The organism is Microbacterium sorbitolivorans, assembly GCF_003327285.1.
GTDB classification, from domain to species: domain Bacteria; phylum Actinomycetota; class Actinomycetes; order Actinomycetales; family Microbacteriaceae; genus Microbacterium; species Microbacterium sorbitolivorans.
In genome coordinates, this window is sequence record NZ_KZ848476.1 from 122,857 (window position 1) to 136,345 (window position 13,489).

Sequence of the window (13,489 nt, forward strand, 5' to 3'; positions counted from 1 at the left end):
CAGTCGAAGGACTGCGGCTCTTTTTGTGCGTCAGGGGCTACTACCTCCTGTGCCCACGCTCCGTCGCGTCGTGGACCTCGCCGACGAGCTCCTCGAGGATGTCCTCGAGGAACAGCACCGAGACGGTCTCGCCCGTGCGCGAGCGCACGCGGCCGAGGTGGCGGCCCTGTCGACGCATCTGCGCGAGCGCGTCTTCGAGGTCGGTCGTCTCGTTCATCGGCACCATGTGGTGGATCCGCTTCGCCGGGATCGGATTGTCGGCCTGCTCGTCGGAGGCCCGCAGGATGTCCTTGAGGTGCACGTAACCGATGGGCTCGTGCGCCTCGTCGATGATCACGTAGCGCGAGTAGCCGTGCTGGGCGACCGCGCGCTCGATCTCGGCGGGCGTCGCGTTCTGCGGCAGCGTGACGAGATCGGTGAGGGGCACCGCGATGTCGGACGCGTGCTTGTCGGTGAACTCGAGGGCGGCGACGACGGTTCCAGAGGAATCGTCGAGCACCCCCTCGAGGCGCGACTGGCTCACGATCGTCGCGACCTCCTCGAGCGTGAAGGTCGAGTTGGCCTCGTTCTTCGGCTCGACGCGGAACAGTCGCAGCACGGCGTTCGCGATGCCGTTAAGCATCCAGATCACGGGGTGGAACACCTTCGAGACCCAGACGAGGGGCGGCGCGAGGATTAGCACGGCGCGGTCGGGAACGCTGAACGCGAGGTTCTTCGCGACCATCTCGCCGAACACCACGTGCAGGTACGACACGAACACGAGCGTGATGACGAACGCGATCGTGTCGACCGCGGCTTCGCCGAGGCCCGTGATGCCCAGGGGAGCCATCAGCAGGTGGTGAAGCGCGGGCTCCGACACGTTCAAGATCAGCAGCGAGCAGATCGTGATGCCGAGCTGGCTCGTCGCGAGCATCGCGGTCGCGTGTTCCATGGCGTAGAGCGCGGTCTTCGCGGCGCTGGATCCCTTTTCTGCGCGCGGCTCGATCTGCGAGCGGCGCGCGGAGATGACGGCGAACTCGGCGCCGACGAAGAAGGCGTTGCCGAGCAGCAGCACGACAAGCCATGCAAGTCCGGCCCAATCGCTCATCGCTGGCCCTCGCTTTCTGCGGCGGCGGGTACGGGATCCGCGATGTAGCGCACGCGGTCGACGCGCCGCGAGTCCATCCGGACCACCTCCAGGGACCCGTGCTCGACGCGGACCGTGTCACCCACGGCCGGGACGCGCTCGAGCTCGCTCATGATGTATCCGCCGACGGTGTCGTAGTCGTCGGATTCGGGGACGATGATGCCGACCCGCTCGCGGGCCTCGTCGGGGCGAAGCTGGCCGGGGAAGGTCACGGAACCGGTGTGCCTGACCACGCCCGCCCTGCGGCGGTCGTGTTCGTCGGAGACCTCGCCGACGATCTCCTCGACCAGGTCTTCGAGCGTGACGACGCCGGCGGTTCCGCCGTACTCGTCGACGACGACGGCCATCTGGTAGCCGCGGGTGCGGAGCTCCGCGAGGAGCTGGTCGAGCTTTACCGTCTCGGGCACGCGGAGCGCGTCGGACCGCAGGGCACCGACGGGCACCTCCCTACGGCGCTCGCGCGGGACCGCGATCGCGGCCTTGAGGTGCACGATGCCGACGACGTCGTCGAGGTCGTCGTCGTAGACGGGGAAGCGGCTGTGTCCGGTCTCGCGGGCGCGCACGATGACGTCGCTCGCCGACTCGCCGACGGCGATCGCGTGCATGCGCGGGCGCGGCGTCATGACGTCGCCGGCCGACAGGCGCGTGAAGGTGAGCGAGCGGTCGAGCAGCGTCGCCGTGTCCTCTTCGAGGACGCCCGCGGTGGCGCTGCGGCGCACGAGGCTCGAGAGCTCCTCGGCGCTTCGCGCGCCCGAGAGCTCTTCCTGGGGCTCGATGCCCATCGCGCGCAGGATGCCGTTCGCGCTGCCGTTCAGCGCCGAGACCGCGGGACGGAAGACCGTCGTGAACGCGATCTGCAGCGGGGCGACGAGCTTCGCGGTGTGGAGCGGGAGCGCCAGCGCGAAGTTCTTCGGCACGAGCTCGCCGAGGATCATCGACGCGATCGTCGCGATCGCCATGCCGATGATCGTTGCGATGGCGGCGACGGCGGCCTCGGGAAGCCACGACTCCAGGAGCGGCGAGAGCAGACGCGAGAGCGCCGGCTCCATCGTGTATCCGGTGAGGAGCGTCGTGAGGGTGATGCCCAGCTGCGCCGACGAGAGATGGGTTGAAGTGTGGCGGAGCGCCGAGATGGTGGCGTTCAGGCCGTTCTCGCCGCGATCTCTGCGGGCCTCGAGGTCTGCGCGGTCGAGGTTAACGAGGGAGAACTCGCTGGCGACGAAGATGCCCGTGCCGAAGATCAGCACGATGCCGACGGCCAACATGATCCAGTCGATCACTGCTTCGTCGCACCTGCCTTGGTACGACGCGCGCGGGCGGCCGCGAGTGAGGGGGTTGAAAAGGATCTACAACTCGGAGGGTCGTCCATAGTCCTCATAGCATACGCGATGAGTTCACCCGTGCGTCGCGTCTCAACTCAGCTGGACTGGGTTAGGCTTGATGCCGGCTTGCGCTTGACAATCACGCGCAAATGTCGAGCAACATTCATCGATGAAAGTAGGCGGTCTGGCCGTGTCGAGTCAGGTGACGGGTGTCGGTACATCGAATGAGGGAGACTTCGGGGCCAATCAGTGGCTTGTCGACGAGCTCTATCAGCAGTACAAGGTCGATAAGAACACCGTCGACAAGGAATGGTGGCCTGTAATGGAGCAGTACGCCGCGTCCCAGGGATCCGCCCCCGCGGCACCTGCGAGCACGGCACCTGCAGCCCCGGCGCAGCCGGCCGCGAAGCCCGCGCAGTCGCAGCCCGTCGCGAAGCCCGCGCAGTCGCAGCCCGTCGCGAAGACGACGGCGAAGCCCGCCGCCGCCGCGCCGATTCCCGCGCAGCCGGTCGCGAAAAAGGCCGACGAGTCGGCCGACGCCGCGGAAGACAAGGTCACCGTCCTTAAGGGCATGACCAAGACGCTCGCGAAGAATATGGACCAGTCGCTGACGGTCCCGACCGCGACCAGCGTCCGCACGATCCCGGCGAAGCTGATGATCGACAACCGCATCGTCATCAACAACCACATGGCGCGCACGCGCGGCGGCAAGGTCTCGTTCACCCACATCATCGGCTGGGCGCTCATCCAGGCGTTCAAGGCGTTCCCGAGCCAGAACGTCTACTACGCCGAGATCGACGGCAAGCCGAGCGTCGTCGCTCCGGCACACGTCAACCTCGGTATCGCGATCGACCTGCCGAAGCCCGACGGCACGCGCGCCCTCATGGTGCCGAGCATCAAGAAGGCCGAGACGCTGACCTTCAACGAGTACCTCGCGGCGTACGAAGACCTCGTCAAGCGCGCCCGCGGCAACAAGCTGACGGGTGCCGACTTCGCCGGCACGACCGTGTCGCTCACGAACCCGGGCGGAATCGGCACCGTGCACTCGGTGCCCCGCCTCATGCAGGGCCAGGGCTGCATCATCGGCGCCGGTGCCCTCGACTACCCGGCCGAGTTCGCCGGATCCAGCCAGAAGACGCTCAACGAGCTCGCGATCGGCAAGACGATCACGCTCACGAGCACCTACGACCACCGCGTCATCCAGGGTGCCGGTTCGGGCGAGTTCCTGAAGATCGTGCACCAGCTGCTCATCGGCGGCAACAACTTCTACGAAGACATCTTCGCGGCGCTCCGCATCCCATACGCGCCGATCCGCTGGAACGCCGACGTCTCCGTCGACATCGCCGAGCGCGTCGACAAGACCGCCCGCGTGCAGGAGCTCATCAACGCGTACCGCGTTCGCGGCCACCTCATGGCCGACATCGACCCGCTCGCCTACGTGCAGCGCGAGCACCACGACCTCGAGATCGAGTCGCACGGCCTCACCTTCTGGGACCTCGAGCGCGAGTTCGTCGTCGGCGGCTTCGGCGGCAAGCGCCAGGCCAAGCTCCGCGACATCCTCGGCGTGTTGCGCGACACGTACTGCCGCACTATCGGCATCGAGTACATGCACATCCGCAACCACGAAGAGCGCGACTGGTTCCAGGGCAAGCTCGAGCGCCCCTACGAGAAGCCCGACCACGACGAGCAGCTCCGTATCCTCGGCAAGCTCAACCAGGCCGAGGCCTTCGAGACCTTCCTGCAGACCAAGTACGTCGGTCAGAAGCGCTTCTCGCTCGAGGGCGGCGAGTCGCTGATCCCGCTGCTCGACCGCATCATCGACGGCGCCGCCGCCGAGGGCCTCTCGGGCGCCGCGATCGGTATGGCCCACCGCGGCCGCCTCAACGTGCTGACGAACATTGCGGGCAAGACCTACGGCGAGGTCTTCAGCGAGTTCGAGGGTGCGCAGCCGGGTAACAAGCGCGGATCCGGTGACGTGAAGTACCACATCGGTACCGAGGGCACCTTCCGCGGCTCGAACGGCAACGAGATCGACGTGTACCTCGCGGCGAACCCGTCGCACCTCGAGACCGTCGATGGCGTGCTCGAGGGCATCGTCCGCGCGAAGCAGGACGAGTTCCCGAACGGCACCTTCCCGTGGTTGCCGATCCTCGTCCACGGCGACGCGGCCTTCGCCGGCCAGGGTGTCGTCGTCGAGACCCTGCAGATGTCGAACCTGCGTGCCTACCGCACCGGCGGCACGATCCATGTCGTCGTCAACAACCAGGTCGGATTCACGACCCTGCCGCAGGATTCGCGCACCTCGAAGTACGCGACCGACGTCGCAAAGACGATCGAGGCCCCGATCCTGCACGTGAACGGCGACGATCCCGAGTCGGTCGTGCGCGCCGCGGAGCTCGCCTTCGAGTACCGCCAGAAGTTCCACCGCGACATCGTCATCGACCTCGTCTGCTACCGCCGCCGCGGCCACAACGAGGGCGACGACCCGTCGATGACGCAGCCGCTGATGTATGGCCTCATCGAGAACAAGCGCTCGGTGCGCCGCCTGTACACGCAGGCGCTCGTTGGCCGCGGTGACATCACCGAGGAAGAATACGAGGCCGCGAAGGCCGACTTCCAGGATCGCCTCGAGGTCGCCTTTGCCGAGACCCACGCCGCCGAGACCGGCGCGATCTCGGTCGTCACGCCCGACCAGCTCCGCCCCGCGATCGAGGGCGAGCCCGAGCAGACTGGCGTCGGCGCCGACGTCGTCGCGCAGATCGGCGACGCTCACGCCAACATCCCCGAGGGCTTCACGGTTCACCAGAAGCTCAAGCAGCTGCTCGACAAGCGCGTCGAGATGAGCCGCCAGGGCAAGATCGATTGGGGCTTCGGTGAGCTCCTCGCGCTCGGCTCGCTCGTGCTCGAGGGAACCCCGGTGCGCCTCGTGGGTCAGGACTCGCGCCGCGGCACGTTCGTGCAGCGCCACGCGGTGTTCCACGACCGCGTGAACGGCCAGGAATGGCTGCCGCTTTCGAACCTCGCCGAGAACCAGGCGCGCTTTAGCGTGTATGACTCGCTCCTGAGCGAGTACGCAGCCCTCGCGTTCGAGTACGGCTACTCGGTCGAGAACGAGAAGGCGCTCGTGCTCTGGGAGGCGCAGTTCGGCGACTTCGTCAACGGCGCCCAGTCGGTCATCGACGAGTTCATCTCGTCCTCCCAGCAGAAGTGGGGCCAGGAGTCGGGCGTCGTCCTGCTGCTGCCGCACGGCTACGAGGGCCAGGGCCCCGACCACTCGTCGGCACGCATCGAGCGTTTCCTGCAGCTCTGCGCGCAGGAGAACATGACCGTCGCGCGCCCGTCGACCCCGGCGTCGTACTTCCACCTGCTGCGTCGCCACGCGTACTCGCGTCCGCGCCGCCCGCTCGTGGTCTTTACGCCGAAGGCGATGCTGCGCCTGCGCGGCGCGACGAGCGAGGTCGCCGACTTCGCCACGGGCAGCTTCCACACGGTGCTCGACGACGACCGCGGCATCGACAAGAGCCAGATCACGCGCGTGCTCCTGCACTCGGGCAAGATCCACTGGGATCTCGCCTCCGAGCTACAGAAGAACGCCGATCCGTCGATCGCGCTCGTGCGCCTCGAGCAGTTCTACCCGGCGCCGATCGACGAGCTGTCGAACATCGTCGCCCAGTACCCGAACGCCGAGCTGGTGTGGGTGCAGGACGAGCCTGAGAACCAGGGCGCATGGCCGTTCATCCAGCAGTGGGTGCAGGGCCCCGTCGGCCGCGCGATCAGCGTCGTGTCGCGCCCCGCGGCCGCCGCGCCGTCGACCGGTTCGTCGAAGGTGCACCAGGCAGAGCAGGCCGACCTGCTCCGCCGCGCGCTGAACCGCTAACCCGCGCATAACGAAGCGGCCGGATCCCCTCGGGGACCCGGCCGCTTCGTCGCGTTAGAGCGCCGCTTATCGCGCGCGGTGCGCCCTGATGTACTGCGGCGGCCAGATGCTCGTCGGATCCTCGCCCAGCTCGGTCGCGGCGCGCAGCCCGAAGTGCGGGTCGCGCAGCCACTCGCGGGCGGCGAAGACGACGTCGGCCTGGCCGGAGGCGAGGACGTTCTCGGCCTGCTCTCCGTTCGTGATGATGCCGACGGCGGCCGTCAGCGCGCCCGTGTGCTCGCGCACGCGCGCCGCGAAGGGCACCTGGTAGCCCGGGAACACGTCGATCCGCTGGTGCGCGACGAGCCCGCTCGTCGAGACGTCGAAGAGGTCGGCGCCGGCCTCGACGGCCCACTCCGCCACGGCCGCGACATCGTCGACGACGAGGCCGCCCTCGGCCGAGTCGGTCGCCGAGAAGCGCACGAAGACGGGAACGTCGTCGCCGACCTCCGCGCGGACGGCGCGCACGACGTCGAGGACGAAGCGCGCGCGGTTCTCGAGGGATCCGCCGTACTCGTCGGTGCGGGTGTTCGTGAGCGGCGAGAGGAACTCGTGCAGGAGGTAGCCGTGCGCGGCGTGGACCTCGAGCACCTGGAAGCCCGCGTCGAGCGCGCGGCGCGCGCCCGCGCGGAACGCCTCCACGACCTCGTGGATCCGCTCGAGCGTCATCTCCTCCGGCTCGGCGAAGCCGTCGTACGCGATCGCCGACGGCGCCTCCGTGACCCAACCGCCCTGGTCAACCGAGACGGATCCGGATTCGCCCGCGAACGGCGCGTACGTCGACGCCTTGCGGCCCGCGTGCGCGAGCTGGATGCCGGCGACCGATCCGCGCGCCGCGATCGACGCCGTGATGGGGCGCCAGGCGGCGACCTGCTCGTCGTTCCAGATGCCCGCGTCCTCGGGCGAGATGCGTCCCTCGGGGACGACGGCGGTGGCCTCCGAGACGACGAGGCCCGCGCCGCCGGACGCGAACTGGGCGAGGTGCACGTGGTGCCAGTCGTTCACCACGCCGTCCTTCGCGCTATAAGTGCACATGGGCGAGACCCAGAGTCGGTTTCGCAGGGTGATTCCGCGGATGGTGAGGGGCGAGAAGAGCAGGCTCATCGCGGCCTTTCATGGGTTGTCGGTGGCGCCGGATAATGTTGCATCATGCCCGGTGGACACGATCTACACTCGTCCGAATGGACGGCGGCAGACGCTCGAAGCGTTCTCCGCACGCCAACGCACGATGACTACAAGTATTCCCGGGGCACGGTATCGCTCCTGACCGGAAGCGGGCGATACCCCGGCGCGGCCGTGCTGTCGGTCGAGGGAGCGTGGCGCGCGGGAGTCGGCATGGTGACGTGGCTCGGCGACCGCCGTGTCGCCCGCCTCGTGCTGCAGCGCCGCCCCGAGACGGTCATGGGTACGCGCGCCGCCGACGCCTTCGTCGTCGGCAGTGGAATCGACGGGCGCACGCGCGGCGAGGAGCAGACGAAGCTCATCACCGGCCTCCTCTCCTCCCCGGCCCCTGCCATCATCGACGCCGGAGCGCTCGACTTGGCCTCGCGGGCGCGCGGCCCCTTCGTCGTGACGCCGCACGCGGGTGAATTACAAGAAGTTCGCATCCCGCTCGGCCTCGGCGTCGACGACATCGAGGTCGACCCGCTGAACGAGCGGCTCTCGGGCGACTTTCGCGAGCGGGTGCTTGTGGTGCGCGAGACCGCGGTTGCGCTCGGGGGAGTGGTGCTGCTGAAGGGATCGGACACGATCGTCGCGACGCCGGGCGGCTGGTGGACGGTCGTGCGCTCCGGCACACCGTGGCTCGCGACCGCGGGCACAGGCGACGTGCTCGCGGGGGCCATGGGCGCCATCGCGGCGACCGCGAGCCGCGCCCGCGGCGGCGAGATCGACGTTGAAGACCTCGGCCCGATCGCGGCGACGGCCGCGTGGCTGCATGGCACGGCCGGCCGCATCGCGGCGGGACCCGGCATGCCGATCACGGCGCTCGACGTCGCGCAGTCGCTGCCCGAGGCGCTCGTCGAGGCCTACGCGTGATGGCGCGGGCAGGGCTCTGGGTAGCCTTCGCCGCCGCCCACATGTGGGCCATCACCCTCGGGTGGCTGTGGCCGAACCAGCCGATGGGCGACACCTACCTCGTTTACGAGCCGTGGGCGACGGCGGCCCTGACGGGCGGCGGCGTCGTGGGCGTCGACTCGTCGTGGGTGTACCCGCCCCTCGCGCTCGCGCCGATGATCATCGCGAAGACGCTCGTGTGGTTCTCGTCGTACTCGCTCGCCTGGGCCATCCTCGTCGCCATCCTGAACGCCGGCGCCTTCGCGTTGCTCTTGGGCCGCGGATCCTCGCGCCCGCGGCTGATCGCGGCCGGCTACTGGGTCGTCTTCATCACCCTGCTTGGCCCCATCGCGATCTTCCGGATCGACGCGATCTCGGTGCCCATTGCGCTCGTCGGGCTGCTGCTCGCCGCCCGCCACCCGCGCGTCGCCGGCGCCCTCGTGGGCGTGGCGACCTGGATCAAGGTGTGGCCGGCGGCGCTCGTCGCGGCGCTCGTCGTCGCGCTCCGCCGGCGCCTCAGCATCATCTGGGGCGGCGCCGTCGTCTCGCTCGTCATCGCGTTCGTCGTCGTCGCCGCGGGCGGATCCGAAAACCTCCTCAGCTTCGTCGCCGAGCAGGGCGGCAGGGGGCTGCAGATCGAGGCCGTCGCCGCGGCACCGTTCCTCTTCGGGCTCGGCGGCGCGGTTGTCGAGTACAGCTACGAGATCCTCACCTTCCAGGTCACCGGATCCGGCACCCAGGACGTCTCAGACGCGCTCACGCCGATCATGGGGCTCGTGATGCTCGCGGTCTGCGTCATCGGCGCCTGGCGCGTGCGCCAGGGCGCCACGGCGTTGCGCCTGCTGCCGCCGCTTGCGCTCGCGCTCGTCGCGACGTTTATCGTCACCAACAAGGTTGGCTCGCCGCAGTTCCAATCATGGCTCGCGGTGCCGATCGTGCTGTGGATCGTGTGGGACCGTGACCGCGCGAAGGGGCCCGCGGTGCTCACGCTCGTGATCGCCGGCCTGACGCAGGTGGTCTACCCGATCGTCTACCAGCAGATTCTCGAGACGCAGACGCCCGCCCTGCTGGTGCTTGCGGCGCGTAATCTCGCCGTCGTCGCGCTGCTCGTGTGGGCGATCGTCGGGGTATGGTCGGCGCGACCCCAGCCGTCGTCTTCTACGCTTGTAGTGTGACGACACCCACCCCTGCGCCCCGAGGCGGCATCGGCCTGGCCCTCACGTCGATGGCCATCGGCGCCTTCGGCATCGGCATGACCGAGTTCGTGTCGATGGGCCTGCTCCCCGGCATCGCCGGAGACCTGTTGCACGGCCTCTACGAGACACGGCAGGAGGACGCGATCGCGCAGGCGGGCGTGCTCATCAGCCTCTACGCGCTCGGCGTCGTCATCGGCGCGCCCACCATCGCCGCGTTCGTCGCCCGATTCCCGCGCAACCGCGTGATGATGGGCCTGCTGGTCGCGCTCCTCGTCACCAACGGGCTCGCGGTCATCGCGCCGACGTTCGAGACGATGGCGATCGCCCGATTCCTCGCGGGCCTCCCGCACGGCGCCTACTTCGGCATGGCGACCGTCGTCGCGAGCGAGCTCCTCGGCCCCAGCCGCCGCGGTCACGGCATCGCGATGGTCATGAGCGGCCTCACGATCGCGAACGTCGTCGGCGTGCCCGGCGGCACCTTCCTCGGCCAGTTCTTCGGCTGGCGCATCGCCTACGCCGTCGTCGTCATCGTCTTCGCGCTGGCGCTCGTCATGTGCGCCATCTTCATCCCCGCCCACGAGGGCGACAAGGGCGGATCCTTCCTCGGCGAGCTTCGGATCTTCCGGATCCCGCAGGTCTGGATGACGGTCGCGCTTGGCGCGATCGGTTTCGGCGCGTTCTTCGCGATCTACAGCTACATCTCGACCCTCATGACCGAGGCAGCCGGAGGGCCCGAGTGGGCCGTGCCCCTCGCGCTCGTTTCGATCGGCCTGGGCATGGTCGTCGGCAACATCATCGGTGGGCGCCTCGCCGACAAGAGCGTCAAGCGAACCCTGATCATCGGCCTCGGCATCGTCGCGATCATGTCGGGTGTCGTCGCGGTCTCCGCCGCACACCCCGTCACGCTGCTCGTCGGGCTCTTCCTCTTTGGTGCGACGAGTCAGATCACGGTGCCGTCGATCCAGTTGCGCCTGCTCGACGTCGCCGGCCAGTACCAGTCGATCGGCGCCGCGCTCAACCACTCCGCGCTCAACATCGGCAATAGCATCGGCGCCGCCCTCGGCGGCGTCGTCATCGCTGCGGGCTTCGGCTACGCGGCGCCCGCGTGGCTCGGCATCATCCTGTCGGCCCTCGGAATCCTCATCGCCATGGCATCCTTCGCAATGGACAAGCAGAAGGTCTCGCTCGCGGCCTGACGCCCGGGGCGCTACTCCGACAGCAGCGCCCGCAGGTGGTGGCCCAGCACGCTCGTCTCGATGAGGAAGCCGTCGTGGCCGAAATCGCTGCGGATCACCACCGCCTCGTCGCCATGAATCGTCGACGGGATGCCATTCGCGATGCGGTGCTGACCCTCGATCGGGAACAGCCGGTCGGTATCGATGCCGACGACGAGCGTCCGCGCCGTCACCCGCTTCAGCGCATCCTCCGTGCCGCCCCGGCCGCGGCCCACATCGTGTGAGTTCATCGCCTCGATCAGCCGCGTATACGTGTTCGCGTCGAACCGGCGCGTGAACTTGTTGCCGTGGAAATCGAGATACGACTCCACCGCATACCGGCCGCCGTACCCGAGCGGGCTCACATCCGACTGCCACGACCGCTGGAAACGCTTATTCAGCTCCACCACGCCGCGGTAATTCAGCATCGCCATCCGGCGCGCAAGCGCCAGCCCTCGGTGCGGGCCCTCACCCGGCCCCGACTCGTAATACTCGCCACCCGCGAAGCCCGGATCGATCTCAATCGCCTCCAGCTGCGTCGTGTTCAGCGCAATCTGATCCGCGCTCGTCTCCGGCGGCGACGCAATCACCGCGAGCCGCTCCACGCGATCCGCGTGCGTCACGCCCCACTCCAGCGCGTGCATCCCGCCCATGGATCCGCCGACGATCGCATGCCAGCGATCAATCCCCAGATGATCCGCCAGCGCCCGCTGTGCGTCCACCTGATCCCGGATCGTCACAAACGGGAACCGCGACCCCCAATGATCCCCATCGGGATGAATGCTCGACGGCCCCGTGGAACCCTGACACCCGCCGAGGATGTTCGGCGCGATCACGAACAAGCGGTCGGTATCGATCGGACACCCCGGCCCGACAATGTCCTCCCACCAGCCCGCCGTCTGATGCCCCGGGCCCGCCTCGCCTCGCACGTGGCTATCTCCCGTGAACGCGTGCAGAACAAGCACCGCGTTCGACCGGTCCGCGTTCAGCTCGCCCCACGACTCATACGCCAGACGCATATGCGGGATCTCATCGCCCCGCTCCGTCGTGAACAGCCCCAGACGCGCAAACTTCCGCTGGCCCAACGCGTCCCCGTCCTGCCACGCACCACTCGCCGGCGGGCGTCCCGCCATCAAGCGCGCGTCAGCCTCCGTCACGAATGCCGACGGGACAGTGTCTTCCGAGATTTGCCAGTCCATGGTGGGGTCTATTCTGCCGTGTTTCTTGGGAAAGCGAGAAGTCCCGGGGTGTGCCCCGGGACTTCTCGCTTGTTACCGCTTGCTCTTGATTAGGCCTTGGCGTTGTCGAAGGCCTGGGCTAGGTCGGCCTTGAGGTCTTCGACGTTTTCCAGGCCCACCGAGAGGCGGACGAGGCCCGGGGTGACGCCCGCGGCCAGCTGTTCTTCCGGGGTGAGCTGCGAGTGGGTCGTCGAGGCAGGGTGGATGACCAGCGAGCGCACGTCACCGATGTTGGCGAGGTGGCTAAACAGGGTCAGTGAGTTAACGAACGCGCGGCCCGCGTCGACACCGCCCTTGAGCTCGAACGAGAGAACCGCGCCCACGCCGCGGGGCGCATACTTCTGGGCCGCCTCATACCAGGGCGAGGAGGGCAGGCCCGAGTAGCTGACGGTTGCGACGTCGGGGTGCTGCTCCAGCCACTCCGCGATCGCCTGCGTGTTCTGCACGTGACGCTCGATGCGCAGCGACAGGGTCTCGATGCCCTGCAACAGCTGCCAGGCGTTGTTGGGGGACGCCGACGAACCGAGATCGCGCAGCATCTGCACGCGGGCCTTCGTGATGTAGGCGACGCCGTCGCCCAGAGCGCCGGTGTAGCTGATGCCGTGGTACGAGGGGTCCGGCTCGGTGAGCTCGGGGAACTTCTCGGCGTTCTCGGACCACTTGAAGGTGCCGCCGTCGACGATCGCGCCGACCACGACGGTGCCGTGGCCCGAGAGGAACTTCGTCGCCGAGTGCACGACGATGTCGGCGCCGTGCTCGAACGGACGCACCAGGTAGGGCGTCGCGATCGTGTTGTCGGCGATCAGCGGGATGCCGTTCTCGTGCGCGATGTCGGAGATACCGCGAATGTCGAGCACATTGGCCTGCGGGTTGCCGATCGTCTCGGCGAAGAACAGCTTCGTGTTGGGGCGTACGGCGCGACGCCACTCGTCGAGGTCGTCCTGGTTCTCGATGAACGTCGTCTCGATGCCGAGCTTCGCGAGCGTGTACTTGAAGAGGTTGAAGGTGCCGCCGTAGATGGCACCCGACGACACGATGTGGTCGCCCGCCTGCGCGATGTTCAGCACCGCGAAGGTCTCGGCCGCCTGGCCGCTCGCCACGAGGAGCGCGCCCGTGCCGCCTTCGAGCGCGGCGATGCGCTGCTCGGCGACGTCCTGCGTCGGGTTCATGATGCGGGTGTAGATGTTGCCCGACTCGGCGAGCGAGAACAGGTTCGCCGCGTGATCCGAGTCGCGGAACACGTAGGCGGTCGTCTGATACAGCGGCGTCGCGCGAGCGCCCGTCGTCGGGTCGGGCTGCGCGCCCGCGTGGATCTGGCGGGTCTCGAAGGCCCACTGAGCGGAGTCGGTCATGGGTGTTCCCCTGTCACTGATGGTTGTGGTCGTTTGAGACGACGATACGGCCGCTTTGCGCGCGCGCCAA

At 68.4% G+C, this 13,489-nt stretch carries 9 protein-coding genes; 4 read left to right on the top strand and 5 right to left on the bottom strand.

Translation table 11 applies throughout. The features are described from left to right. Positions 1-40: 40 nt before the first annotated feature. Positions 41-1,087 (bottom strand): hemolysin family protein, encoded by a 1,047-nt coding sequence (locus tag DTO57_RS12090; protein WP_114118487.1) that lies wholly within the window; start codon positions 1,085-1,087, stop codon positions 41-43. Further along, a complete protein-coding gene (locus tag DTO57_RS12095; protein WP_114118680.1) occupies positions 1,084-2,403 on the bottom strand; it encodes a hemolysin family protein in 1,320 nt (439 codons plus the stop codon). The genes DTO57_RS12090 and DTO57_RS12095 overlap by 4 nt, the downstream gene beginning before the upstream one ends. Before the next feature lie 235 nt (positions 2,404-2,638). On the opposite strand from DTO57_RS12095, the gene DTO57_RS12100 reads away from it, so the two are divergent. Continuing rightward, positions 2,639-6,325 carry a multifunctional oxoglutarate decarboxylase/oxoglutarate dehydrogenase thiamine pyrophosphate-binding subunit/dihydrolipoyllysine-residue succinyltransferase subunit gene (locus DTO57_RS12100; protein WP_187346625.1) on the top strand — a complete coding sequence of 1,229 codons (3,687 nt, stop codon included), beginning with the start codon at positions 2,639-2,641 and terminating at the stop codon, positions 6,323-6,325. Positions 6,326-6,391: 66 nt separating this feature from the next. Here the strand turns inward: DTO57_RS12100 and DTO57_RS12105 are convergent, their stop codons facing one another. After that, entirely contained in the window at positions 6,392-7,468 is a 1,077-nt protein-coding gene (locus DTO57_RS12105; RefSeq protein WP_114118489.1) for an NADH:flavin oxidoreductase/NADH oxidase, read from the bottom strand. 45 nt (positions 7,469-7,513) lie between these two features. Here DTO57_RS12105 and DTO57_RS12110 point away from each other — a divergent pair, with 45 nt between their 5' ends. The 3 genes from DTO57_RS12110 to DTO57_RS12120 are packed head-to-tail and all read left to right on the top strand — an operon-like array spanning position 7,514 to position 10,811. Beyond that, positions 7,514-8,401 (top strand): ADP-dependent NAD(P)H-hydrate dehydratase, encoded by an 888-nt coding sequence (locus DTO57_RS12110; protein WP_114118490.1) that lies wholly within the window; start codon positions 7,514-7,516, stop codon positions 8,399-8,401. After that, on the top strand, positions 8,401-9,594 hold the full coding sequence (locus DTO57_RS12115) for a glycosyltransferase 87 family protein (RefSeq protein ID WP_114118681.1): 1,194 nt from the start codon (positions 8,401-8,403) through the stop codon (positions 9,592-9,594). Before DTO57_RS12110 ends, DTO57_RS12115 begins: the two co-directional genes overlap by 1 nt. Then, entirely contained in the window at positions 9,591-10,811 is a 1,221-nt protein-coding gene (locus tag DTO57_RS12120) for an MFS transporter (protein WP_229730602.1), read from the top strand. The genes DTO57_RS12115 and DTO57_RS12120 overlap by 4 nt, the downstream gene beginning before the upstream one ends. 11 nt (positions 10,812-10,822) lie before the next feature. Here the strand turns inward: DTO57_RS12120 and metX are convergent, their stop codons facing one another. Together metX and DTO57_RS12130 are read right to left on the bottom strand one after the other, a co-directional pair. After that, positions 10,823-12,028: a homoserine O-acetyltransferase MetX gene (gene metX, locus DTO57_RS12125; RefSeq protein WP_114118492.1), complete on the bottom strand. Its 1,206-nt coding sequence runs from the start codon at positions 12,026-12,028 to the stop codon at positions 10,823-10,825. An 89-nt stretch (positions 12,029-12,117) separates the two neighbouring features. Continuing rightward, a complete protein-coding gene (locus DTO57_RS12130) occupies positions 12,118-13,419 on the bottom strand; it encodes a bifunctional o-acetylhomoserine/o-acetylserine sulfhydrylase (protein ID WP_114118493.1) in 1,302 nt (433 codons plus the stop codon). Positions 13,420-13,489 lie beyond the last annotated feature (70 nt).